The sequence below is a fragment of the Streptomyces sp. NPDC001663 genome (genome assembly GCF_042893105.1).
GTDB lineage: Bacteria > Actinomycetota > Actinomycetes > Streptomycetales > Streptomycetaceae > Streptomyces.
In genome coordinates this window covers 444,275-468,551 of the sequence record NZ_JBIAUR010000001.1, presented here as the reverse complement: position 1 = coordinate 468,551, position 24,277 = coordinate 444,275, and the positions used below count along the sequence as shown (strand labels likewise).

22 protein-coding genes and 2 pseudogenes are annotated in these 24,277 nt (G+C 69.2%); 10 read left to right on the top strand and 14 right to left on the bottom strand.

Annotated features, from left to right (window positions below; all coding sequences use genetic code 11):
* Positions 1–25: 25 nt before the first annotated feature.
* The 4 genes from glpK to ACFY1L_RS02240 all read left to right on the top strand — a co-directional run bounded on the left by glpK (position 26) and on the right by ACFY1L_RS02240 (position 4,824).
* A complete protein-coding gene (gene glpK, locus ACFY1L_RS02255) occupies positions 26–1,540 on the top strand; it encodes a glycerol kinase GlpK (protein WP_388816816.1) in 1,515 nt (504 codons plus the stop codon).
* A 66-nt stretch (positions 1,541–1,606) separates the two neighbouring features.
* Positions 1,607–2,176, top strand: a complete 570-nt coding sequence (locus tag ACFY1L_RS02250; protein WP_388816813.1) for a hypothetical protein — start codon at positions 1,607–1,609, stop codon at positions 2,174–2,176.
* 72 nt (positions 2,177–2,248) lie between these two features.
* Positions 2,249–3,124, top strand: coding sequence for a hypothetical protein (locus ACFY1L_RS02245; RefSeq protein WP_388816810.1), 876 nt, complete (start codon positions 2,249–2,251; stop codon positions 3,122–3,124).
* 53 nt (positions 3,125–3,177) lie between these two features.
* A complete protein-coding gene (locus ACFY1L_RS02240; RefSeq protein WP_388816807.1) occupies positions 3,178–4,824 on the top strand; it encodes a hypothetical protein in 1,647 nt (548 codons plus the stop codon).
* Between the two features lie 14 nt (positions 4,825–4,838).
* Here the strand turns inward: ACFY1L_RS02240 and ACFY1L_RS02235 are convergent, their stop codons facing one another.
* On the bottom strand, positions 4,839–5,255 hold the full coding sequence (locus tag ACFY1L_RS02235) for an NUDIX hydrolase (protein WP_388816804.1): 417 nt from the start codon (positions 5,253–5,255) through the stop codon (positions 4,839–4,841).
* Between the two features lie 12 nt (positions 5,256–5,267).
* On the bottom strand, positions 5,268–6,155 hold the full coding sequence (locus tag ACFY1L_RS02230) for a radical SAM protein (protein WP_388816801.1): 888 nt from the start codon (positions 6,153–6,155) through the stop codon (positions 5,268–5,270).
* A 251-nt stretch (positions 6,156–6,406) separates the two neighbouring features.
* Here ACFY1L_RS02230 and ACFY1L_RS02225 point away from each other — a divergent pair, with 251 nt between their 5' ends.
* Entirely contained in the window at positions 6,407–8,251 is a 1,845-nt protein-coding gene (locus ACFY1L_RS02225) for an ABC transporter ATP-binding protein (protein ID WP_388816798.1), read from the top strand.
* 57 nt (positions 8,252–8,308) lie between these two features.
* Here the strand turns inward: ACFY1L_RS02225 and ACFY1L_RS02220 are convergent.
* The 3 genes and pseudogenes from ACFY1L_RS02220 to ACFY1L_RS02210 form a co-directional block, all read right to left on the bottom strand.
* Positions 8,309–8,458, bottom strand: a pseudogene (locus ACFY1L_RS02220) (Gfo/Idh/MocA family oxidoreductase); the annotation flags it as partial.
* A 53-nt stretch (positions 8,459–8,511) separates the two neighbouring features.
* Positions 8,512–9,945 carry a sugar porter family MFS transporter gene (locus tag ACFY1L_RS02215; protein ID WP_388816795.1) on the bottom strand — a complete coding sequence of 478 codons (1,434 nt, stop codon included), beginning with the start codon at positions 9,943–9,945 and terminating at the stop codon, positions 8,512–8,514.
* Between the two features lie 8 nt (positions 9,946–9,953).
* Positions 9,954–10,904, bottom strand: coding sequence for a TIM barrel protein (locus tag ACFY1L_RS02210; protein WP_388816792.1), 951 nt, complete (start codon positions 10,902–10,904; stop codon positions 9,954–9,956).
* A gap of 353 nt (positions 10,905–11,257) precedes the next feature.
* On the opposite strand from ACFY1L_RS02210, the gene ACFY1L_RS02205 reads away from it, so the two are divergent.
* From ACFY1L_RS02205 to ACFY1L_RS02190, 4 genes and pseudogenes are all read left to right on the top strand, one after another.
* On the top strand, positions 11,258–12,253 hold the full coding sequence (locus ACFY1L_RS02205; RefSeq protein WP_388818879.1) for a LacI family DNA-binding transcriptional regulator: 996 nt from the start codon (positions 11,258–11,260) through the stop codon (positions 12,251–12,253).
* 623 nt (positions 12,254–12,876) lie between these two features.
* Positions 12,877–14,148 (top strand): hypothetical protein, encoded by a 1,272-nt coding sequence (locus ACFY1L_RS02200; RefSeq protein ID WP_388816789.1) that lies wholly within the window; start codon positions 12,877–12,879, stop codon positions 14,146–14,148.
* Positions 14,149–14,421: 273 nt separating this feature from the next.
* Positions 14,422–14,784, top strand: a pseudogene (locus ACFY1L_RS02195) (MMPL family transporter); the annotation flags it as partial.
* Positions 14,785–14,813: 29 nt separating this feature from the next.
* Positions 14,814–15,053: a hypothetical protein gene (locus tag ACFY1L_RS02190; protein WP_388816786.1), complete on the top strand. Its 240-nt coding sequence runs from the start codon at positions 14,814–14,816 to the stop codon at positions 15,051–15,053.
* On the opposite strand, the gene ACFY1L_RS02185 is transcribed toward ACFY1L_RS02190, so the two are convergent.
* From ACFY1L_RS02185 to ACFY1L_RS02145, 9 genes are all read right to left on the bottom strand, one after another.
* Positions 15,009–16,010, bottom strand: coding sequence for a glycoside hydrolase family 43 protein (locus tag ACFY1L_RS02185; RefSeq protein WP_388818876.1), 1,002 nt, complete (start codon positions 16,008–16,010; stop codon positions 15,009–15,011). The two genes, ACFY1L_RS02190 and ACFY1L_RS02185, sit on opposite strands and share 45 nt — an antisense overlap.
* Positions 16,011–16,295: 285 nt before the next feature.
* Complete coding sequence (locus tag ACFY1L_RS02180) at positions 16,296–16,589, bottom strand: DUF1905 domain-containing protein (RefSeq protein ID WP_388816784.1); 294 nt, start codon at positions 16,587–16,589, stop codon at positions 16,296–16,298.
* A gap of 5 nt (positions 16,590–16,594) precedes the next feature.
* Positions 16,595–17,371, bottom strand: a complete 777-nt coding sequence (locus ACFY1L_RS02175; protein WP_388816782.1) for a DinB family protein — start codon at positions 17,369–17,371, stop codon at positions 16,595–16,597.
* Positions 17,372–17,399: 28 nt separating this feature from the next.
* Entirely contained in the window at positions 17,400–18,266 is an 867-nt protein-coding gene (locus ACFY1L_RS02170; protein WP_388816779.1) for a metal ABC transporter permease, read from the bottom strand.
* Positions 18,263–19,069 (bottom strand): metal ABC transporter ATP-binding protein, encoded by an 807-nt coding sequence (locus ACFY1L_RS02165; protein WP_388818872.1) that lies wholly within the window; start codon positions 19,067–19,069, stop codon positions 18,263–18,265. Before ACFY1L_RS02165 ends, ACFY1L_RS02170 begins: the two co-directional genes overlap by 4 nt.
* A gap of 53 nt (positions 19,070–19,122) precedes the next feature.
* Positions 19,123–20,052, bottom strand: a complete 930-nt coding sequence (locus ACFY1L_RS02160; RefSeq protein WP_388816776.1) for a metal ABC transporter solute-binding protein, Zn/Mn family — start codon at positions 20,050–20,052, stop codon at positions 19,123–19,125.
* A 159-nt stretch (positions 20,053–20,211) separates the two neighbouring features.
* A complete protein-coding gene (locus ACFY1L_RS02155; RefSeq protein WP_388816773.1) occupies positions 20,212–20,604 on the bottom strand; it encodes an SCO5389 family protein in 393 nt (130 codons plus the stop codon).
* A 53-nt stretch (positions 20,605–20,657) separates the two neighbouring features.
* Entirely contained in the window at positions 20,658–21,617 is a 960-nt protein-coding gene (locus ACFY1L_RS02150) for an ATP-binding protein (protein WP_388816770.1), read from the bottom strand.
* Between the two features lie 178 nt (positions 21,618–21,795).
* The gene (locus ACFY1L_RS02145; protein ID WP_388816767.1) at positions 21,796–22,176 is read right to left on the bottom strand and encodes an ArsR/SmtB family transcription factor; all 381 of its coding nucleotides are present in this window, start codon (positions 22,174–22,176) and stop codon (positions 21,796–21,798) included.
* 111 nt (positions 22,177–22,287) lie between these two features.
* On the opposite strand from ACFY1L_RS02145, the gene ACFY1L_RS02140 reads away from it, so the two are divergent.
* On the top strand, positions 22,288–24,276 hold the full coding sequence (locus ACFY1L_RS02140) for a heavy metal translocating P-type ATPase (protein ID WP_388816764.1): 1,989 nt from the start codon (positions 22,288–22,290) through the stop codon (positions 24,274–24,276).
* Position 24,277: the final 1 nt, after the last annotated feature.

Below are 24,277 nucleotides of genomic sequence, written 5' to 3'. Positions count from 1 at the left end.
GACACATCGGAAGGCAGGGCCGATCATGGTTGACCGGTATGTGATGTCCATCGACCAGGGCACCACCTCCACCCGATGCATCCTGTTCGACCACGGCGGACGTCTGGTGTCGGTCGCCCAGCGGGAGCACCAGCAGTACTTCCCCCGTCCCGGCTGGGTCGAGCACGACGCCGTCGAGATCTGGCGCAATCTCCAGCGCGTCGTACCCGAGGCACTGTCGAACGCCGGGGTGGACGCGGGACAGATCTCGGCCATAGGGATCGCCAACCAGCGCGAGACGACAGTGCTCTGGGACCGGCGGACCGGAGTCCCACTGGTCAGGGCGATCGTCTGGCAGGACACCCGCACCGCCCCGCTCGTCGACGAGCTGAGAAAGGAGCCCGGAGACGAGTTCTTCCTCGAACACTGCTGCCTCCCCCCTTCGACCTACTTCTCCGCACCCCGCATCCGCTGGCTGTTCGACCACGTCGACGGGCTGGAACAGCGCGCGCGGGACGGCGAGGTGCTGTTCGGCACGATCGAGAGCTGGCTGATCTGGAACCTCACCGGCGGTCCTGACGGCGGTCTGCACATCACCGACGCCACCAACGCCAGCCGCACCATGCTCATGGACATCCGGACGCTGACCTGGGACGAAGCACTGATGGACTTCTTCGGCGTGCCCCGCGTGATGCTGCCGGAGATCCGGTCCTCGGCCGAGAGGTACGGCGAGGCCCGCTCCGTGCTCCCCGGTGTGCCCATCACGGCCGCCCTCGGCGACCAGCAGGCGGCTCTGTTCGGACAGACCTGCTTCTCGCCCGGCGAGGCGAAATGCACGTACGGGACCGGCAGCTTCCTGGTGATGAACACCGGCACCGATCTCGTGCGCTCCCGGCACGGGCTCCTCACCACCGTCGCGTACAAGATCGCGAACCAGCCCACGGTCTACGCGCTGGAAGGCCCGATCGCCGTCACCGGCTCGCTGGTCCAGTGGTTCCGCGACCGGCTGGGCCTGATCCACAGCGCCCCGGAGATCGAGACGCTGGCGCGCACGGTCGAGGACAACGGCGGCTGCTACATCGTCCCCGCGTTCTCCGGTCTGTTCGCTCCCCACTGGCGCAGCGACGCCCGGGGCGTCATCGTCGGCCTCACGTCGTACATCACGAAGGGCCACCTGGCCCGAGCCGTCCTGGAGGCCACGGGCTGGCAGACCCGGGAGGTCGTCGACGCCATGAACGCCGACTCCGCGCTCGACCTGAAGCAGCTCAAGGTGGACGGCGGCATGACCTCCGACCACCTGCTCATGCAGATCCTTGCCGATGTGCTCGACGTCCCCGTGGTACGGCCCCTGGTCCACGAGACGGTGTCCCTGGGCGCGGCCTACGCCGCCGGGCTCGCGGCCGGCTACTGGCCGGACCTGCAGGTCCTGCGCCGTAATTGGCACCGGGCCGCGCAGTGGGTACCGGACATGGAGCCCGAACGGCGGGAGTGGGAGTACGAGAGCTGGAAGCGAGCCGTCGAGCGGTCCCTGGGGTGGATCCAGTCGCCGAAACCCTCGTGACGTGTCGGCCCACGAGCTTGCCCGGGCACCGCAAGGGAGCCGTATCGGGCTGTCATGATGACCGTCATGCAGCTGACTCCGGTGGAGGCCACCCTCATCGGCACCACCGCGGGTGCACTGGCCTCGTTCTCCAGCACGCTGCTCATCCAACGGGCCACCCTGGCGCGCGAACGCGAGAACCGGATATGGGAACGGCGCGCGACGGTCTACGAGGACGCGCTCACGTCGGTCAACCGCGGCGAGCGGTTCAGGGCGGGCGTCCTTGAGACGGGTGAGCTGCCCGAGGTGCCCGCGCAGCGGGGCCGCGAGGTGGAGGCGGATCTCGTACTGGCGCGGCTGCGGATCTACGGCTCGCGCCGCGTCGTGAAAGCGCACTTGAGGACCATCGCCGCGATGACGCAATGGATCTCGAGCTTCGCGGCGTGGAAAGAGCAGGCGGCACACGGAAGGACGCCTGTCCGGGATCCGGCCCAGGACCCTCTTTGGGCGGCCGTGCTGCGGGAGGCGGAACGTGCCCAGAGCGCCGATCTCGCATTCGTGGAGATCATCCAGACGGAGATCCAGACCGACATCCAGGCGGACGAGACCGCGCAGCCCCTTCTGTCCCGTCTGCTGTGGTGGCGGCGTCCGTCGTGACGGCGCACCGCAGCCGTGCCACATCGTCTCGATTCGCACCAACCACCGCGCTACGCTTGTCGATTCAGGATCGTGGGCATACTGATCCTGTCGATGATCGGGGGATCACGGGTGGCGTCGGCCGAATACACTGTGGAGCTGTCCCGCAACGAGAAGGTCCTCGGCGGCGGATTCCGTATGACACGGCATTTCGTCCTCACCGCCGACCACCATCTCGGGGACGAGATCCGTGAGCACACCTCCGTGGATCTGCAGCTGCCGCAGGGCCTCAGAATCGCCGGCACCGTGGAACAACGCTGCTGGGACGCGGACTTGGCGCTGATCAGGCTCTACAACGACGACTTGGCCGGCCCCGAGATCTACTTCGACCAGGCCAGGAGAGGCGAGCGCTGGCGCACCTCACGTCTGAATCCGTACGGCAGCCCGCTGCACGGGACCGTACTCAGGGCCTCCGTCTTCCACCACAGGGAGCCGAGCTGCTCGGCCGTCGAAATACTTGTGCTCGACTGCGCCGGCGCCGACGACGAGGAACAACAGGCGAACCGCACCGCCTACACGGGACGCGCGGGAATGCCGATCGAGCGAGCCGGGGCGGACCGTTTCCCCGTCGTACTCGGTGTCGCGGTGAGACTCAACAACAACACCGCCATTGCCCAAGAGCCCGACGGGCAGCCGCAGTTGGTCGCCGCGACGGTAAAAGAGGCATTGCGGCGGCTGCGTTGTCTGCACATCACCGAGGTCATCGAGTCGATGTGGCCTGAGATCACCGGTACGGACGACAGCCTGGACCTGTTCCGGGTCGACGAGGTGCAGCAGGGGAACGGCTCGTCGTACCGTGAGAAGTACGAAAGTGAAGTCCGCGCCCGCCTGCGCGAGTTCGGCTTCATCACCCCCGTCACCATCCCCAGCGCTCTTACGCGCGCGAATGACGAGACGGAGGGCCAGTGATGAATGCGGATCTCGATTCAGCCGTCGCTCTTGCCGAAGATCTGCTCCTTGGAGTGGCACGAACAGCCGAGGAGTCGGACCGGACGACGTTCGAGGAATACACGGCCGCCCTGGAGTCCGCCGACCTGCCGCCCGAATGGGCAGAGCGGCTGGTCCATTTGGCGAAGGTACTGCTGGCGCTCCGATTCGAAGCGGTCTCCCTGCGCATCGCACGCCTGGCTCTACGGCAGTTGGAGATCGCGGAGGCCGGTCCGTCCCCGTGCAGGGCCGAGGTCTGGAGTGACACGGCCGCCGTCCTCGCCGAGCACGAGCAGCTGGACCAGGCGCGGGCGGTGCTGGTCACGGGCCTCGGCAAGACGCGTAGGGGAGCGGGATCCCTGCGGCCCCGGATCCTCGCCAATCTCGGTGCCGTCAACCTGCGTTCGGGAAACACGCAGGACGCCGGAAGGTGGGCCGAGTCGGCCGAAGAGGCACTGGACGCCATGGGTGGCTCCTGGCCCGCGGACCAGGGCGAGAAGGAGGAGGAAGCCGCGGTCCGGCTGCTGATCAACTGGGTGCGGGCGGCCGTCACGGCGACCCCGGCCGGTGCGCAGGACGAGGCGGCCACCGCGAACTTCGCCCGGGCCGCCCGGCAGTTCTCCGAGATCGCGGGCGACAGCCACTCCCTCTCCCTCAACGCGGCCTTCGACCTGGCGTTGCGGGCCATCAAGAACGCCGACGCCACCGGCCGGCCCGAGCAGGCTGCCCGGGGCAGGGAAGCCCTGGAGATCATCGGCCTCCATGTGTCCGCCACCTACGGCACCGAGGACCCGCGGGCCCTGGCCGTCCGCGCCGTCCTCGCGAACGCCGAACTCGAAGCCACCGACGCCGGCTCCGACCCCAGCGGCAGCAGTGCTCTGGCCGCCCTCGAGCACATCGCCGGCACCACCTCAGCGATCCTCGGCGTCGACCACCCGCAGAGCCTCGCGACCCTCGACAGCCGGGCCCGCATACTGCCCGACCTGCCCTCGTCGCTGGAGCTGCCGTACCACATCGATCACCTCTATCTGCCCCAGGACGGCGACGAGCGCAACGAGGCGAAGAAGGACGCCCTGCGCAAGGAGGGTTCGCTGGTCAGGCTGATCGCTCACGGAGGCGCGTCGTATCTGCTCGAAGGCGCCAACCGATTCCGGCCGATCCTGCTCGAAGCGCTGGCCCGGCACGTTCACTTCGAGATCATCATCAGCAACCCGTGGAACAGCCTCGGTGTCTTCATCAACAAGGACCTGCACCCCGACGTGGAGGTCACGGCCGAGAACATCATCGAAATCATCAGGACCAGCAGGTACTACCGCGAGACATTCGTAGCGGTGACCGAGGCCTACGAGGAACTGCGCGAAAGGTACGGCGAGGCGATAGAACTGCGCCTCACACCCATGGACATCCCGGCGACCACGCTGCTGACGTCGGAAGGCGGCTTCTACGAGCCGTATGTGACGACCGACCCCGAATACCGCACCAGCCACGGCATGAAGACGTTCGAGGTCCGCTTCAACCGCGCCACCCGCCTTTACGAGGACAGCCTGGCGGGATTCGCGACCCAGTGGGAACTCGCCTGCAGTCTCGACCACTTCCGTCGATACGAGGAGCAGTACCAGTCACGGCTGCGCTTACTGATGACGACACTGACCAACGCCAACAAGAAGTTCGGCTCTCGGTGACCGGCAGGGTGTCTTCAGGAAACCGACAGATGCAGTGATCCCGCCCGCACGCTGTCCAGCACCTTGACCGAGCCGACGAACAGCTCCTCCGGCAGCGCGTCGAGCGGCCAGAACTGCCAACGCTCACAGCGGTCCGGCTCACGGACCGTGATGCATCCCTCGTGTCCGAGTACTTCGACACCGATCTGCATGTGGTGGTTGGCCTCCGGCTGGGGGTCGGTGACGCACGCGACCCTCAACTCGACCGGGCGGATGCCGACTTCCTCCATGAGCTCCCGGGCGGTCGCCTCGAAGATCGTCTCTCCGATCTCCAGGTGCCCGCCGGGCAGTCCCCATGTGCCCTGGCCGAAGGTGTTCTTGCGCAGCCCCAGCAGAACACCGTCACCCGACCGAACGATGGCCTGCACTCCGACACGCACGACCGAGCCCATGATTGTCCTCTCTCACAGTTCCGGATATGTGCCGGAGAAATTACCGGCGTTCCTCGTGTGATCGATTGCGCCGCGCAGACCTGCGGCAACCTTCTCCGACTCCTCGAAAAGGTCGCCGATACGCCGTTCGCGCCCTTCGTCGATGACAACCACCTGGCAGTCGGGATCGATGAACAGATAGCTGCCGCTACGGGTGGAATTGCGGTACAGCTGAAGTTGGACGCCGCGGTTGGCGGCAGCCTTCTCGCAACGTTCCACCACGGCCTCGAACATCTCGTCGCTGACGGCCAGCCAATCCCTGTTGTCTGCACCGTAGTTCGTCTCGGACATCTGGTAGACCTTCCAGACGTCCGGAAGGCACTCGTCCTCCTCGATCAGATCCAGGACGCCGGGCGCTCCGGTTGCGTTCAGCCGGGTGACGACCGTCCCGAGCTTCACCTGTACACGTCTGTGCCGTGTGCGTACCTCCTTGAGGAGCCCGAGTACGCGTTCGCGGTGCGGTGCGACTCCCGTGCGCATCCGCCGATGCTGTTCCGCGTCGGCGGATTCGAGGGGCAGGGCGATCCAGGAGAGATGAGGCAGGATCCGCTGCATCGTCCGCACAGGGGCCAGCCCGTTGGTGGACAGCACGACACGCGGACCCGGCGCGCCCGACGGCAGAGGCAGGCTCAACTCCGCCACCAGGTCGGCCAGATAGGGCAGCAGCGTCGGTTCCCCACCGGAGATGACCACGCCCTTCACTTCTGCCCGGCGCAGCTGCTCGACAACCCGGAAAGCGTCCTTCTCCTCCATCGAGGGAACCTCGTGGCGAGGTCCGAAACAGAACGGGCAGCTGAGATTGCACTTGCCGAGCAAACGAAGATCGACATAGTCCGGCAGCCGCAGGGTCGGGTCGGGCATTGCTCTCCAGGTGATGTTCGTGAAGCAGGACGAGACTAGCGATGCGAGGGAGCATCAAGGGGTACGTCCAGGTAACGACTCAGTGCTGAAGATCGACCGCTGGAAGGCCGGCATGCTCGGCCGAACGTGTGACGGCCGCCCTCCCCGGGACAGGCAGGCGGCGTCACCGAGCGAAAACGCTTGGACACCGTGGGTGTCGTCGCGGGACACTCCCATTCCCTGGCCTGCCCGAACGGAGACACAGGATCGGGATGGGATTACCTGAATCGCACAAAGCTCCGCCGCGCAGGGGCGCGGTGCTCCTCGCACTTCGTTACTACGGACGGGAGTTGCGCCGCCTGAGGCGGTTGACGGCGCCCGCCATGCTGCTGCCGGCACTCGGAAACATCGGCCTGAACTACATCGCCCCGCTGGTCGTCGCGAAGCTCGTCGGCCGTATTTCCGGTGATGACCGTATCGGCCTCGGCTCGACGCTGCCGTACGTCCTCGGATTCGCCGGCGTCATGCTGCTGTCGGAGGGAGTGTGGCGCATCGGGCTGCACTGTCTGAACCGCCTCGACGCCTTCGGTGTCGAGCATCTCTACGTCGTCGGCATGGACGAACTGTTCGCGAAGGACGCGGCCTTCTTCCACGACAACTTCGCAGGTTCGCTGACCAAGCGGGTGTTGAGCTTCGCCTCCCGCTTCGAGGAGTTCATCGACACACTGACGTTCAACGTCATGGGCAGCCTCGTGCCGCTGCTGTTCGGGTCCGTGGTGCTGTGGCGCTACGAACCGCTGCTCGTCGTAGGGCTGTTGGCGATGATCGGGCTGACGGCGCTGTGCGTCGTACCGCTCATCCGGCGCCGTCAGGCACTGGTCGACCAGCGCGAGGAGGCGATCGCCCGGGTGTCGGGCCATGTCGCCGACAGCCTGATGAACATGGACACGGTGCGCGCGTTCGCCGCCGAGGAACGCGAGGCCGCCGAGCACCGGACCCGCGTAGCGCAGTCACGGCGGCTCATGCTCAGGTCGTGGGACTACGGCAACCTGCGCATCGACACGTTGGTCGCGCCGATGTCCGTACTGACCAACGTCCTGGGTCTGGTGCTCGCGGTCGCGCTCGGTGGGGGCGAGCACGGAGTGGAGGCGGTCGTGGTCGCCTTCACCTACTACACCAACGCGACCAAGATCATGTTCGACTTCAACCAGATCTACCGCCGCCTGGAGAGCTCGATGACGGAGGCGGCGCAGTTCACCGAACTCCTGCTGTCACCCCCGACCGTGCTCGACCCGCCGTCTCCGGAACCGCTGCTGAGCGGGGCCGCCGACGTCCGCTTCGAGCGCGTCGACTTCACCCACGGGGGAGGGAAGCCGCTCTTCAAGGGCCTCGACCTGGCCGTGTCCAGCGGGACGAAGATCGGCCTCGTCGGCCGGTCCGGCGGCGGCAAGACCACCCTGACGCGGCTGCTGCTGCGGATGACGGACATCGACGGCGGCCGGATCCTGATCGGCGGGCAGGACATCAGCAGGATGCGCCAGGCCGACCTGCGCAGTCTCATCGCCTACGTCCCCCAGGACCCGGCCATGTTCCACCGCACCCTGCGGGACAACATCGCCTTCGCCCGCCCTGACGCCACCGACGCCGAGATCCGCCGCGCGGCCGAGGCGGCCCATGTCACGGAGTTCGCCGACGCACTGCCGGACGGTTTCGACACCATGGTGGGCGAGCGCGGGATCAAGCTGTCCGGCGGACAGCGCCAGCGGGTCGCGCTCGCGCGGGCGATTCTGCGCGACGCGCCGATCCTGCTGCTCGACGAGGCGACCAGCGCGCTGGACTCGGAGAGCGAACTCCTCGTCCAGGAGGCGCTGTGGCGGCTCATGGAGGGGCGGACGGCGCTGGTGGTCGCCCACCGGCTGAGCACGGTCGCCGGCATGGACCGGCTCGTCGTCCTCGACCGGGGGCGGATCGTCGAACAGGGCACACACCAGGAGCTGTTGGCGTCGGACGGCGCCTACGCGAGGCTCTGGCAGCACCAGTCGGGCGGCTTCCTCGACGACAGTGCCGTGGCCGACAGCCCCGTCGACGACGGAACTGTCGGTGCCGAACTGCACTGAACCCGGCCCGGCGGACACGGCTCCGTGCCCGCCGGGCTCCGCACTTCATCGTCCGGCGGCTCCAACGCGCTCGGCGGCCTCGGCGGCCCGGGCGTCGTCGATGTCGGTCACGGCGGTCACGGTGGCGCCGGTGACGACCTCGGTGAGGCGTCGTATGTGGTCCTGGCCGATCCATCCGGCGCCGATGACACCAACACGTACGGTCATGCTCGTTCCCTCCAGGGAAACAGGAGATCCCGGCAGACAGGGGATCCGAGGAATCAGGAGAAGCGCGCCCGGAGTTCGGCTTCGAGGGTCTCGAGGGTGCGGCCCTTGGTCTCGGGGACGTAGCGCTTGACGAAGGTGAGGGCGAGGATGCCCGCCACCACGAAGAGGAAGAACGTGCTGGAGATCCCGATCCCGGAGACCAGGGACGGGAAGACCAGCCCGATAAGGAAGTTGGTCAGCCACAGCACCACGGCCGCGACGCCCATCCCGAAACCGCGCATCCGCATCGGGAAGATCTCCGAGAGCATCAGCCAGGTCACCGGTGAGATGGCGCCCTGCTGGAAGGCGAGGAAGGTGACGGTCATTGCCAGCACGGCGTATGCGCGGCCGTCGCCGGAGGGAAGCGCCAGGGAGAAGATACCGATGAGCAACAGGGCGGCGGTCGTGCCGATCTGACCGGTCATCAGCATCGGGCGGCGCCTGACGCGGCCCAGCAGCCAGATGCCGACGAAGGTGGCGAGCACCGAGATGACGCCGTTGGCGATGTTCGCGGTCAGGGCGCTGTCCGAGGCGAAGCCGGCGTCGGTGAGGATCTGGGTGCCGTAGTACATGATCGTGTTGACGCCGGTGATCTGCTGCACGATGGCGATGCCGAAGCCGACGAACATCAGCTTGCGCACCCACGGCGTGGCCCTCATGTCCTGCCAGCCGCCGAGCTTCTCCTGCTCCTCCTTGACGGCCAGCGAGGTGACTTCGGCCAGTTCGGCCTCGGCCCGCTGCTGCGAGCGCACCTGCTTGAGGACTTCCAGCGCCTCGCCGAAGCGGGTCTTGGAGGCCAGCCAGCGCGGGCTCTCCGGCATGACCAGCATGCCGAACCAGAGCACGATGGCCGGGAGGGTGGCCAGCACGAGCATGTAGCGCCAGATGCCGCCGGACTCGCTGCCCACGTTGGCGATGACCGCGTTGGAGGTGAAGGCGAGCAACTGCCCGCTGACGATCATCAGTTCGTTGCGGGTGACCAGCGCACCGCGCCGCTCGGCGGGGGAGATCTCCGCGAGGTAGACGGGCACCGTCACCGAGGCTCCGCCGACCGCGAGGCCGAGTACGAACCGGGCGACCACCATCACCGCGGTGTTCGGCGCGAGCGTGCAGCCGAGCGCGCCGACGAAGAACACCACGGCGAGGACGAGAATCGTACGGCGCCGTCCGCGCGCGTCCGACAGACGGCCGCCGGTGATCGCGCCCAGAGCCGCGCCCAGCAGAAGCGAGCTGGTGACCATGCCCTCGGTGAAGGGGGTCAGGCCCAGGTCGTCGGTCATGTACGGCAGGGCGCCGTTGATGACGCCGGTGTCGTAGCCGAAGAGGAGCCCGCCGAAGGTGGCGATGACGGTGATGAGCCTCAGCCGCCGGGAGACCGCCGGTGGTGTGTCGTCCGTGACCGTGCCGTTGGCCGTGGTGGCCCGTGTCGTGTCGTCCCTGACGTCCATGGTGCCTCCTATCGGGGGGTGTTGGGGCGTCGGGTGCCCGTCAGGCCGTGTTCTGCGAGGTGTTGGCGGGTGCTGATGGCGATGGGCAGGGGGACTTCGGGGGCGCAGGGGTAGAGGTCTTGTTCGACGATGACGAACAGCTCGGCGTCGAGGGTGGTGAGTGCGGTGACGATGTCGGCGGGGTTGGGGACGCCGGCGGGCGGGGAGACGCAGACGCCGCGTTTGACGGCCTCGCCGAAGGAGAGGTTTTCGGCGGCGACCTGGGCCAGGACGGTGGGGTCCATCTGTTTGATGTGGACGTAGCCGACGCGTTCGCCGAAGCGGCGGATGAGGTCGAGGTTGTCGCCGCCGCCGTAGGCGACGTGGCCGGTGTCCAGGCAGAGGTTGGTGTAGCGGGGGTCGGACTCGTTCAGGAGGCGTTCGATCTCGGGCTGGGTCTGGATGTGGCTGTCGGCGTGCGGGTGGAGGACCAGGCGGATGTCGTAGTCGTCGAGGAGGAGGCGGCCGAGGCGGTCGGCGGCGCGGCCGAAGCCGGCCCATTGAGTGGCGGTCAGTTCCGGTGGCTCGGTGTGGGTGCCGGTCTTCTCGTCGCGGTACATGGGCGGGATGAGGACGAGGTGGTGGGCGCCGGTGGCGGCGGTGAGGGTGGCGACCTGGCGGACGTGGGCGAGCATGTCGTCCCAGGCCTCGGGGCGGTGCAGGGCGCCGAACGCGGTGCCGCCGGAGACCTGCAGGCCGCGGGCGTCGAGTTCGTCCTTGAGGCGTTGCGGGTCGGTGGGGAGGTAGCCGTAGGGGCCGAGCTCCAGCCACTGGTAGCCGGCCTGGGCGAGTTCGTCGAGGAAGCGGGTGTAGGACACCTGCTGCTCGTCCTCGGGGAACCAGACGCCCCAGGAGTCGGGGGCGGAGCCGAGGCACAGGTTGCCCGCGGTGGTGCGCAGAGGGGTTGGCGCCGTCGCCATGACGTGTCCCTTCACCCGAAGATCGGGGGTTTCTCGACGTCTGTGGTGTCTGTTGTGTTTGCTGGTTGCCGTGTGCCGTCTGTCGCGCTCTACTAGCGCGCTCTAGTCCGAGTACGATGACGCTGGTCCAAATGTCATGTCAATAGGTTGTTGCGGGGAGATTTCGAGAGCCTGTAGCCAGAAGACTGCGAGATCGCGGCTAGGGTCTGTCTCGCGGATCAGGGATGTTGCGGGAAAGGCGGCTACGAGACGGCACGTCTTGACGCCGGGCTGGTCCGAAGGGCAGACCCCAGGGTGTGTGGTGTCGGAGGGTGGGTGCACTGGTGGATGCGGCGGGCAGGCAGCGGCCGACGATGGCGGATGTGGCCGCGCGGGCGGGGGTCTCGCGGGCGCTGGTGTCGATCGTGTTCCGCAATCAGCAGGGGGCGAGTGAGGAGACCCGGCGGCGGGTTTTGCAGGTCGCGGACGAGATCGGTTACCGGCCGGACAGCGCGGCGCGGCTGCTGGCGCGGGGGCGCAGCCGGACGCTGGGGGTGATGTTCGCGGTGCAGCAGACCTTCCACACCAATCTGATCGAGGGCATCTATCCGGAGGCGGAGCGGCTGGGCTATGACGTGCTGCTGTCTGCTGCGGCGCCGGGCCGCAGCGAGGCGAAGGCGGTCGAGGCGCTGCTCAGCCACCGGTGCGAGGCGTTGATCGTGCTGGGTTCGGAGGCGGAGGCGGCCGATCTGGATGCGCTGGGGCGGCGGGCGGTGACGGTGTCGGTCAGCCGCCGGGTGCGCGGGGCGCGGGTGGACTTCGTGCAAAGTGCCGAGGGCAAGGGTGTGCGGCAGGCCATGGAGCATCTGGTGGAGCTGGGCCACCGGCGGATCGTGCACCTCGACGGCGGGAGCGGGCCGGGCTCGGCGGAGCGGCGGCGCGCCTATCGTGCGGCGATGCGCCGACATGGGCTGGAGGAGTGGGCGCGGGTGATCGGTGGGGACCACACCGAGCAGTCCGGGATCGATGCGGGGCGGTTGCTGCTGGCCGAGCGGGAGGCCGGGCTGGTGTTGCCGACGGCGGTGCTGGCCGGTAATGACCGCAGTGCGATGGGGTTGTTGATGTCGCTGGGGCGGGCCGGGGTGGAGGTGCCGCGGGATGTGTCGGTGGTCGGCTACGACGACAGTCATCTTTCGCATCTGATGCCGATCGGGTTGACGACGGTGCGGCAGGACGCGGCGCTGATGGCGGAGCACGCGGTGCGGTTCGCGGTGGAGCGGCTGGAGGATCCGGCGCTGGAGCCGCGGGAGGCGGTCCTGGAGCCGAAGCTGGTGGTGCGTGGGACGAGTGGGCCGCCGGCGGTGGGCTGAAGGCGGTGGGCTGAGGTCGCGGTCGGTGGGCTGGTAGCGCAGAGGGGCGTGGCTCTGCGGGCCCGTTGCGTCGCACTGTGATGCGAGGTCAGGCGGTCGTGACGGTGACGACGCCGGCTGCTGCGGTTGGGTGCGTGAAGAGGAGCGTGGCCAGGCGCGCGTCGTAGTCCTGTCTGCGTGCGCGGAATCTCGTGTACGGGCGGTAGGGCCGAATGCTGCCTCGTCGGCGCGCGGGCCAAGCGGGCGTGGTGGTTTTGACGCGTCGTCAACTTTGTTGGGCATTGCGTAGAGGCGTTCGCCGAGGCGGGTGTCTGCGATGCGAAGCGGATCCGAACCTGCCGCTGCTTGGTGGGTGGTACCCGGGCCAACTGGCCTCCCGGGCTACACCATCTGGTGGCTTATGTGCCTCTTTGCGTTATTCGGGTGTCCGATTTCCTGATCATTCCACTGTCCGGCTCTTGGTGCTGACCAGCCGTCACGAGCTCTGAACCAAGTCAAGGAGAGTGGAGAAAATGACGACATCGCCGAGATGGCGATCTGTCCTGGCGTCATCCGCCGTAGCTGCCGCGCTTGCCGCAGCCACGTTGGGGAGCGCCGGAACCACCCACGCTCAGGACCACCCCGTGCCGCACCCGCCGACCCCGGCGAAGCCTGAGGCTCCGCCGAAGCCGGCGTATCCGGAGCTCCCGGTGAGGGCGGTGTATCCGGCGCATCCGGTCAAGCCTGCGTATCCGCAGCACCCGGTCAAGCCCGCCTATCCGGAGCACCCGGTCAAGCCGGCGTTTCCGGAGCACCCCGTGAAGCCGGAGCTTCCGGCGAAGCCGGCGTATCCGGCGCACCCGGTGAAGCCGGAGCTTCCGGCCAAGCCCGTTTATCCGGCGCACCCGGTGAAGCCTGAGCTTCCGGTCAAGCCTGCTTACCCCGTGAAACCGGAACTTCCCGCGAAACCTGCTTATCCGGTGAAGCCTGAACTCCCTGTAAAGCCGGCGTACCCGGTGAAGCCTGAGCTTCCGGTGAAGCCTGCCTATCCGGTAAAGCCGGAGTTTCCGGTCAAGCCCGCCTACCCGGCGAAGCCGGAGCTTCCGGTCAAGCCCGCCTACCCCGCGAAGCCTGAACTTCCCGTGAAGCCGGCGTACCCGGCGAAGCCCGAGCTTCCGGTGAAGCCCGCTTACCCAGCGATTCCGGTGAAGCCTGAGCTCCCGGTGAAGCCTGCTTACCCGGCGAAGCCTGAGCTTCCGGTCAAGCCTGCCTATCCGGCGAAGCCTGAGCTTCCGGTCAAGCCTGCCTATCCGGCGAAGCCTGAGCTTCCGGTCAAGCCTGCTTACCCGGCGAAGCCTGAGCTTCCGGTCAAGCCTGCCTACCCGGCGAAGCCTGAACTTCCCGTGAAGCCGGCGTACCCGGCGAAGCCCGAACTTCCCGTGAAGCCTGCGTACCCGGTAAAGCCTGAGCTTCCGGTCAAGCCTGCCTACCCCGCGAAGCCCGAGCTTCCCGTGAAGCCTGCCTACCCCGCGAAGCCCGAGCTTCCGGTGAAGCCGGCGTACCCGGCGAAGCCCGAGCTTCCGGTGAAGCCGGCGTACCCGGCGAAGCCTGAGCTCCCGGTGAAGCCTGCCTATCCGGCGAAGCCTGAGCTCCCGGTCAAGCCTGCCTACCCCGCGAAGCCCGAGCTTCCGGTGAAGCCGGCGTACCCGGCGAAGCCCGAGCTCCCGGTCAAGCCTGCCTACCCCGCCAAGCCCGAGCTTCCGGTGAAGCCCGCGTACCCCGCGAAGCCCGAACTCCCGGTCAAGCCCGCCTACCCCGCACACCCCGTGAAACCCGAGCTTCCCACGAAGCCTGACCTCCCGAGCAAGCCGGACCTGCCGACGAAGCCCAACTACCCGTCACACCCGTCGAAGTGAGCCTGGCCGGCGAAAACGGCCCGGCGGCAGGCACACTCTCCCTCGACCCGGCAGTCATCGGCGCTTCGGCAGCTGCCGCCGGGAAACACGGCAAGACTCCGAAGGTTCCCCGCACCGACCGGTACTGACGGCCCCTCAGGGGACACGCAGAGCCGCCACAGAGCCGGGCCCGGACATCTGGGCCCGGCTCACCGCTGTCCGCGTGATGACCTGACTCGCGAGTGCACAGCAGGTGCTCCAGGGAGGTGCAGAGACCGTCGTCGTACGGGCGCCGGGCAGTCATGGTCGGGCAAGGCCGGAGCCGGGTCGGCCGAACTCATCGGTGTCGCCGTCGCCGCCGTGCCTCTGGTGATCGCCTTCGGCTCGCTGCTCGCGGCCGGGCTGCCGCTGCTGACCGCGATCTTGGCGCCGACGACGGCCACCGCGGTCTTCGACATGAGCTCCAACGCCTCGACGCCGGCGTTGATGCAGGCCTTGGCGGTGGCCATCGACTACGCCCTCTTCGCCGTCGTCCGCTACCGCACTGGGATCCGCGACGGGCATGAACCGGAGAAGGCCGCCGGTCGGGCCCTGGGCACGGCGGGTTCGACGGTGGTGTTCGCCGGGCTGACCGTCGTCATCGCTCTGGCCGGGCTGCCGGCGGGTTTCTGCTCAAGCCCCGCGCGGTGGCCGCTGGCGACGCGGTCGTCTCACCGGGCCTGACCCGCAAGCCCATCGACGCCTTCGCCAACCGGCTGCCCGGCCGGACACAACGGCAGCAACGGCAGTTGGACGACCTCACCGAGCGCGAGCGCCAGGTCCTCGTCGCCATGCGACCGGCCTGGGCAACGCCGAGATCGCCGCCCGTTCACCCCGTCGCGTCATCCACCGCCGTCGAGGTCCGTGCGTTGCCGGAGCACCCGTAGTTCGTGACCGTCGAGCTGCATCTCGTACAGCTTCCCGCGCGCGTTCTCGAAGGGCCGGTGGAGGATCATCATCAGTCGGTCGTCGAAGGTGCGGAACAGCATGCCGTGGCCGCTGTCGTCGCGGACCAGTGGCCGGTGCTGCTCCCAAGGCCCGGTCAGATCACCGGACTTGGAGACGGCGTACGTCTGCACATAGCCACCGCTGATGGTGCCGTCCTTGCCGACGACGTTCTTCTCGTACGTCGACCACAGCATGAGCAGGGAGCCGTCGGGGGTGCCGTACAGCTGGGGGCCGTCGGTGATGTACGGCGGGAGCTGGTTCGGGACGCCGGCCGGGATCTGCTCGCCGATCCAGGACGCGTCCGAAGCCTTGAAGAGGAAGAGTGGGTCGCCGATCGTGCCGGACAGGTCGGCGGTCAGCCGGATCGCTTCCATGGTGCCGTCGATGGTCTGCAGCCACTCGTGCGCGTACACCATCCAGGGCTGTCCGGACGGGTCGACGTGGAGCGTCCCGTCGAGAGTCATCAGGTTCTCGGGCGGGGTGGGCCGCGCGGGGTCGACGACGGTGAAGGGACCCAGCAGCGAGTCGGACACGGCGGTGATCGTGCCGCGCATGTGGTTCGGGAGCTGGAACGGCGTGCCCCATTGGTTGGCGGGCGGCACCGGCAGCGGCCTGTCCTGGTTGTGCAGCGTGGTGAACAGGTAGTACCTGCCGCCCCGTTCGTGCACCTCCGGAGCCCAGGCGCCGTCGGTGGCCCAGAGGTCCTGCTGCTCGGCGGTCAGGAAGACCACGACGGGGCGCGTCCAGTCGCGCAGGTCCTGGCTGCGGTAGACCATCGTGCCGGTGCCGTTCACGCCCGACACGGAGGGGTCGTTGGACGTGTAGAGGTAGTAGGTGCGGGTCTTCTCGTCGGCTACGACGAACGGGTCGTGCAGCGGCATGTCGGGAAGCCGCATCGGTTCGCTCTCGGACACCGTTGAAGAATACGTTCACGCGGTGTGCAGGTGGTTCCTCAGCCACTGCTCGGTACTGCTCACGTGCGGCAGCGCGGCGGCCTGGCTCACGAGGTCAACTACGAGCAGTCCATCGTGGCCCCCTTGGTGGACCTACTCATCGACGCCCACACCCTGCCACCGGGACGGCCCGCGCTCCGCACCGCCGACCCGCTCGCCAACGACCAGGACCGGCACCTGTTCCTGTGGCTGCAGGCGCAGGAGGGTGCCGTATGGGCCGAGGGCGGGTCAGGCGCCGAGGCGGACGGTCATCTCCACGGTGACGTCGTCGCCCGCCGAGATGTCCTGCGGCCTGCGCACGGCGTTCTTGAGCGGCAGCAGGTAGGTGCCGTCCTTCGGGAAGAGCGAGGTCTCGAAGGCGACCTCGCCGATTCGGGCCTCGACGGGGATGACGCCCCAGCCGTAGGTGGCCATCGCGGCCACCTCGCGGATGTCGGCGGACTCCTCGTCCGGCACGGGGACGAAGAAGTACGGCGCCGGTCCGCGCCATTCGATCACCCGGCCGGTGAAGGCGAGTTCCATCGGGTTCAGTCTCCCTGTTCGAGGACGGCCAGGTCGCGTTCGGCGTACATACGGTGCCACCACTCCTCGTTGAGGACGACCAGCAGGCATTCGCGTACGGGGAAGGTGTCGCCCTCGTCGGGCCAGCCGGGGCCCTCGAGCGGTTCGGTACGGTTGTCGAGCTGCTCGTCGGTCAGGCCGTCGACCACCCGCCGCATCGTCGCCATCGCCGTCAGCCGCAGGGCGAGCGCCTCGTCGAGCGACGGGCGCGCCTCGCGGTCGTGCGGCACTCCCGGCCGGGGGCTCATCTGATCCCACGGCAGGGACAGCGGGTGCCACGGGCTGGGGTTGCCGAGGACGGCGCGGGAGACCCATGACTCGGTCGCGAACGCGAGGTGGCGCAGGGTCTGGATGAACGACCACTCGCCGTCGACCGACGCGTGCAGCCTCTCCGGGTCCAGCCGCCGCGCGCGGGCGACGGTCGCCTCCCACAACTGCTCGTTGAGGTCCCAGGCCTCCCGGAACCCCTCGGGGGTGGTCGGCCGGAACCTGGGCCGGTCGGGGTGCCGGCGGTCGAGTTCGGCCTCGACCAGCGGGGCGACGTCGACGCCGTTGATGACGAGGTTCTGGATCTCTCCGTCGATGGTGGTGTCGACCAGCTCGACACCGCGCATCACGACCCGGTTGAGCGCGCACGCCCGCAGCGTCGCCCCATTGAGGCTCACCGTGGTGAACCGCGCCCCCGCCATGTCGGCGCGCTCGAACTCCTTGCCGCGGAGATCGGCGAAGTCAATCTCGCTCATGGCGATCACCCTAGGGCCGAAGTGCTGCTCACCGGGCCGCTTGGCGGAAGTGGCGGGGGCGGTACGCCCCCGCCCATCGGCAGACGGCGTAGATCGTGAACGAGATCGTCGTGACGTACGGGCTGATGGGGATGGAGCTGCCCAGGGCGAGCAGGATGCCGCCCTCGATCGAGAACACGGCGAACGCCACGCTCAGCAGTGGCAGCAGCACCGGGGACGCGGTGAGGCGGGCGGCGGCCGCGGCAGGGGTGACGACGAGGGACAGGACCAGCAGGGCGCCGACGATCTGCACCGACAGGGCGACCGCGAGGCCGAGCACGATCATGAACGCGAAGGACAGCGCCCGCACCGGCACCCCGCGCGCCTCGGCGACGTCCGGGTCGGCGCTGGCGAAGGCGAGCGGCCGCCACATCACCGCGAGCGCGACGAGAACCAGGGAGGAGGTACCGAGCAGCCAGGCCGTCTGCGGGGTGTCGACGGCGACGATCTGCCCGGTGAGCAGGCCGAACTTGTTGGCCGCGCGGCCCTTGTAGAGGGCGAGGAAGAGCACGCCCAGCCCGAGGCCGAACGGCATGATGATGCCGATCACCGAGTTGCGGTCACGGGCCCGCGCTCCCAGGACACCGATCGCGCCGGCCGCCAGCAGCGAGCCGGCGATCGAGCCCGCCACGATGTTCACGCCCAGCAGCAGAGCCGCCGACGCGCCCGCGAAGGACAACTCGCTGATGCCGTGCACCGCGAAGGGCAGATCACGCATCATGACGAACACCCCGGCCAGCCCGCCGACCAGGCCGAGCGCCGCGCCGGCGATCAGGGAGTTGCGGACCAGCGCCAGGAGTTCGCCGTAGTTCTCGAAACTGAAGATCTGGTGCCAGACCCCCGCGGCGAGCGTCATGCGCGCAACTCCTGTGTCTCGTGGGCGTGATGCGGTGGCGTGGCCGGGTCGTCCGGGGCGCCGACCACCACCACGCGGCCGTGCACGCGGACCACGTCGACCCGGGTGCCGTACAGCTGCGACAGCGACTCGGAGGTCAGCACCTCGTCCGGCGTCCCGACGCGGTGGCCGCCGCGCGCCAGATAGAGCACCCGGTCGACCAGGCCGAGCACCGGGTTGATCTCGTGGGTCACGAAGACCACCGCCGTGCCGTGGGAACGGCGCCGGGCGTCCACCAACTCCGTGACGGCCCGCTGGTGATGCAGGTCGAGGGAGAGCAACGGCTCGTCGCACAGCAGGACTTGCGGATCGGTCGCCAGCGCCTGCCCGATGCGCACCCGCTGCCGCTCACCCCCGGAGAGGAGCCCGAGCGGTACATCGGCGTACGACGACGCTCCGACCGACTCGAGGATCTCGTCCACCCGACGGCGTACGGCACCCGTGCGCAGCCTCGGCCCGAAGCGGTGACCGTCGATCCCGAACCGCACCAGGTCCCGCGCGCGCAGCATCGCCTGCGCGGACAACTCCGCCTGCTGAGGCACGTATCCGAGATGCCGGGCAGCCTCGCGGGGAGCCCGGCCGAGGACGGTCAGCGACCCGGCGGAGAGTGGCTGCCGGCCCAGCAACGCCCGTGCGAAACTCGTCTTGCCCGCCCCGTTCGGCCCGAGCACGGCCACGAACTCCCCTGACCGCACGTCGAGTTCGAGGCCGCTCCAGACCACGCGTTCTCCGTACGACAGGGCCGCGCCACGCAGACTGATCAGCGGGTCGGCGTCGACGGTGCCCCGACGGGGACGCGGAACCGCAGCCGGGCGCCTCACTTGGCCAGCGCGCTCGCGAGCGCGTCGACGTTGGAGGTCATCCAGCCGAGGTAGTCCTTGCCCTTGGGCAGGGTCTCGGTGACCGGTACGACGGGGATGCCGGCCGCCTTGGCCGCGGCCTCGGCCTTCTCGGTCTGCGGGCCGGAGGTCTGCTCGTTGTAGACGAGTGCCTCGACGTTCTTGCCGCTGAACAGGGCCAGCGTGGTCTGCAGCGTCTTGGCGGAGACGTCGTCGCCCTCCTCGATGGCCTCGCTGAACTCGGCGGGCGTCGCGTTCTTCAGTCCGCTCGCCTCGATCATGTACAGCGGCACGGGCTCGGTGATGGCCACCGCCTCACCGCCATGAGCCTTCTTGATCTGCGCTTCCTTCGCCTCCAGGGGCTTGAGCCTCGCCTTGAAGGTCTCGGCGTTCCTGGTGAAGGCGGCGGCGCCGGAGGGGTCGGCCTTGCCCAGGGCGGCGGCGATGCGGTCGGCGATCCGGGTGACGGTGGGGAAGTCGTACCAGACGTGCTCGTTGAGCTCGCCGCCCTTCGGGGCGGTCCTGCCGGAGACCTTGACGGCGTTGATCACCGTGGCGGAGGAGTTGCCGCTCTTCAGCATGCGGTCGACGAAGTCGTCGTAACCGCCGCCGTTCTCGACGACGACCTTCGCCTTCGACAGCGCCAACTGGTTCTGGGTGTTGGCCTCGTAGGAGTGCGGGTCCTGATCGGGGTCGGCGATGATCGAGGTGATGTCGACCTTCGCGCCGCCTATCTGCCGGACGATGTCGCCGTAGACGTTCGTGGAGGCGACCACCGGTATCGCGGACGAGGCTGCCGGGGTCTGTGAGTCGCTGCCGGAGCCCGACGAGCTGCCGCAGCCTGCCAGCAGGGCCAGGGAGGCGCCGCCGATCAGGGCGGTCAGGCGACGGGACGGGGACGCGGGCATGGATCCTCCACGACGGGTCGGAACAGGGGTGTCAACGATGAGGGGGCAGCCCGGTGCGGACCGGGCTGCCCCCTCACGCTAAATGAAAACGATTGTCGGAACCATGGCCGGCCCGGTCCTTATGAAAACCGTTGCCAAGTCTTGACGCGTCCCGCGAGGTCAGCAGTCGCGGAACTCGGGGGACTGGTTGAGGATCTGGGACCGCAGGGAGGTGAAGCGGGTGTGCGTCTCGCCGCCGAGGTCCTCGGGGCGGAAGGCGGCTACGCGGTGGCAGTTCTGAAAGGCGAGAGCCACGCCGAAATGCCGCTCCAGGCTGCCGCGGATCGCGTCACTGGACAGCGCCCGCAGCAGCTGGCCGCGCTCCTTCTCGGAGGGCGGCGGGGTCTGGTTGTCGGCGAACTTCGCGTTCCCGCCGCGGAGTTCGCCCGCCAGTCGGGCGATCAGGTCATAGGCGTACGGCAGGGACGTGCGGACCGTTTCCACGAAGTCCTCCTCCCGCACCTCGCCGTTCTCGGCATCGGCGAGCAGCTGCGGGGAGACGTCGAGCGACATGAAGGGCTGTCCTGTTCTGTAGTGCTGTTCTGGATGAATGGGGGCGTGGGGGCTCAGGCGAAGGCCGCGAGAGCCGCGGGGCCGTGCTCGAAGTCGGGGTCGACCTGGGTGGAGAGGTCGCGGCCCGTGGCCGCGTTGGCCCAGGCGGTGGCGTTGCGCAGATGGAACTCGACGGCGTGACGCTGGAAGGTGGCCCAGTCCTTGGGGCGGGCGTCCACGGCCTCGCGCAGCCGCTGAAGGGTGCGTGCGTTGTGCGGCTCCAGCTCGCCGGGGGCGCGGCCCTGCTCCTGCGCCCGGACGAACGAGGACTGCTCGCAGTGGGTGACGAGGTCGTCGCCGACGTGCTCCCGCAGGAAGGCGAGGTCGTCCTCGCCGGTCACCTTGTTGCCGACGACGGTGACCGGGATGCCGAACTCGGCGGCGTGGTCGCGGTACTGGCGGTAGACCGAGACGCTCTTCCGGGTCGGCTCGACCACCAGGAAGGTCATGTCGAAGCGGGTGAACAGGCCGGAGGCGAAGGCGTCGGCGCCGGCCGTCATGTCGACCACGACGTACTCGCCGGGGCCGTCGACGAGATGGTTCAGGTACAGCTCGACCGCGCCCAGCTTGGAGTGGTAGCAGGCCACCCCGAGGTCGCTCTCGTCGAAGGCCCCGGTGACCATCAGGGCCACACCGCCGACCTCCTGGACGTGGTGGGCGTGGATCTCGTCGTCGCCGAGCGGGCGCAGCAGACGGGAGCCGCGGCCGGGCGGGGTCGTCTTGACCATGGCGGCGCGCGACGGGATCCGCGGGTTGGTGCCCCGGAGGTAGTCCTTGATCTCGCCGGTCCGCGCGCTGAGCGGCGGCGCGGTGAAGAGCTCGTCCTCGTGGAGGCCGAGGGCGTACGCCAGGTGCTGGTTGATGTCGCCGTCGATGGCGACGACCGGCGCGCCGGAGCGGGCCAGGTGACGGGAGAAGAGGGCGGACAGGGTGGTCTTGCCGCTGCCGCCCTTGCCTACGAATGCGACGCGCATGACGGGCCGTTCTTATTGGAAATGGATGTCATGAGCACAGGTTGGAGGCATGGCTGTGCGCTGTCAAATCCCGCGGGGCCAACTGGCTGGTCAGTGCGGCGAGTTGGGGCAGGTGTTCGGTCGCTCGGATGGCGGAGCCTGGGGGCGGGGCGGCGGTATGCCGTGGGCTTTGCCCGGGTCAGCCCGTCGTCGCGTCCACCGCGCCCGCGGTGTCGCGCAGGCCCAGGCGCAGGTGCTCCACGTGGTAGAGCGCCTGGTCGAGGAGCTCGGCGACATGGTTGTCGTAGAGCGCGTAGATGACCGAGCGGCCGCGCCGCTCGCCCGTGACCAGGCCGAGGTTGCGCAGCAGGCGCAGCTGGTGGGAGCAGGCGGACTGTTCCATGCCCACGGCGTCGGCGAGTTCGGTCGCCGCACAGGGGCCCTCCTGGAGGTGGGCCAGGATGCGCAGCCGGGACGGGGTCGCCAGGGCCTGGAGTGTGGCGGCCACGTCGGAGGCGCCCACGGTCTCGAGGCGCTCGCGTGCCGTGGCGGCGGTGTCGGTGTCAGCTCCGTGGCCCATGCCGCTCATCCTACGGAGGCCGGGCGGCGCGGGGTCCGGTCGGACGAACGCATGCGTCGGGGTCGTATGAACGAATGAATGGGTCTTCATGTGTTCCTGTATGGTGGGCGAATGACCTCCACGCTCACTCCGTCCCAGGTCGGCCCGGTCGCGCCGGCGCCCGACGCGGGTGTGCCCCGCCGTCGTACCCGGATTCTCGCGCCGGCCGAGGTGCGCTGGGCCGCGGCGGCCACTGCCTTCTTCCTGCTCGCGCTGCCGTTGCAGCTGACCGGTGCGCCGGGCTGGAGCTGGGGGCCGTTGTATGCGCTGGCGTACCTCAGCGGTGGGTGGGAGCCGGGCCGGGAGGGGCTCAAGGCGCTGCGCGAGAGGACCCTCGACGTCGATCTGCTGATGGTCGTCGCCGCTCTAGGTGCAGCCGCGATCGGGCAGGTCATGGACGGCGCCCTGCTGATCGTCATCTTCGCGACCTCGGGCGCGCTGGAGGCGCTGGCCACCGCCCGGACCGCCGACTCGGTGCGCGGCCTGCTCGACCTGGCGCCCGCCACGGCGACCCGGCTGGTCCCGGACGGCTCCGAACAGGCCGTGCCCGTCGAGGAGTTGGCGGTCGGCGACACCATCCTCGTACGGCCGGGCGAGCGGGTCGGTGCCGACGGGCGGGTGCTGGACGGGGCGAGCGAGGCCGACCAGGCGACCATCACCGGCGAACCGCTCCCGGTCGCCAAGGAACCCGGCGACGAGGTGTTCGCGGGGACGGTCAACGGCACGGGTGCCTTGCGCGTCCGCGTCGAACGGGACGCTGCCGACTCGGTGATCGCCCGGATCGTGCGCATGGTGGAGGAGGCCTCCGAGACCAAGGCGCCGACCCAGTTGTTCATCGAGAAGGTCGAACAGCGCTACTCGCTGGGCATGGTGGCGGCGACCTTCGCCGTGTTCGCGGTGCCGCTGGCGTTTGGGGGCGAGCTGACCGAGGCGCTGCTGCGGGCCATGACCTTCATGATCGTGGCCTCGCCGTGCGCGGTGGTGCTGGCCACCATGCCGCCCCTGCTGTCGGCGATCGCCAACGCCGGACGGCACGGCGTGCTGGTGAAGTCGGCGGTGGTGATGGAGCGGCTCGGGCAGGTCGACGCGGTCGCGCTGGACAAGACCGGCACGCTGACCGAGGGCGGGCCGCGGGTGACCGAGGTACGGCCGCTGCCCGGATCGGGCCTGGGGGAGCGGGAGTTGACGGCGCTCGCGGCCGCCGCCGAGCACCCCAGTGAGCATCCGCTGGCGCGGGCGGTGGTGGACGCGGCGCGCGAGCGGGGGCTGCCGCTGTCCGTGGCGGAGGAGTTCGAGTCCACGCCCGGTGTAGGCGTGACGGCGACGGTCGACGGTCGACGGGTCGCGGTCGGCGCCCCGGCCCGGCTCCTCGCCGGTGCGAGCGACGCCGCGGCCGCTCGGGCGGCGGTCCTCGCGGCCGAGCTGGAGGAGGGCGGACGTACCGCAGTCCTGGTCGTGGTCGACGGCGTTCCGGTCGGAGTGCTCGGCCTCGCCGACCGCCTGCGTCCGGACGCCGCCGCCACCGTCGGCTCCCTTGCGGCGCTCACCGGCACCGTCCCGACGCTGCTGACCGGCGACAACCCGCGCGCCGCCGCGCACCTGGCCGCCGAGGTCGGCATCGAGGACGTACGGGCCGGGCTGCTGCCGCAGCACAAGGTGAGCGCGGTGCGGGAAATGGAGGGCGCGGGGCGCAAGGTCCTGGTCGTCGGGGACGGTGTCAACGACGCCCCGGCCCTGGCCGCCGCCCACACCGGCGTCGCGATGGGCCGGGCGGGCTCCGACCTGGCGCTGGAGACCGCGGACGCGGTGATCGTCCGCGACGAACTCGCCACCGTGCCCGCCGTGATCGCGCTGTCCCGTCGGGCGCGGCGGCTGGTCGTGCAGAATCTCGTGATCGCCGGGGTGTTCATCGCGGGTCTCGTCGTGTGGGACCTCGCGGGCGCGTTGCCGCTGCCGTTGGGTGTGGCCGGGCATGAGGGTTCGACCGTTGTCGTCGGGCTCAATGGGCTGCGGTTGTTGCGGGAGTCGGCCTGGGGGAGGGCTGCCGCCGAGGGTGGGTGAC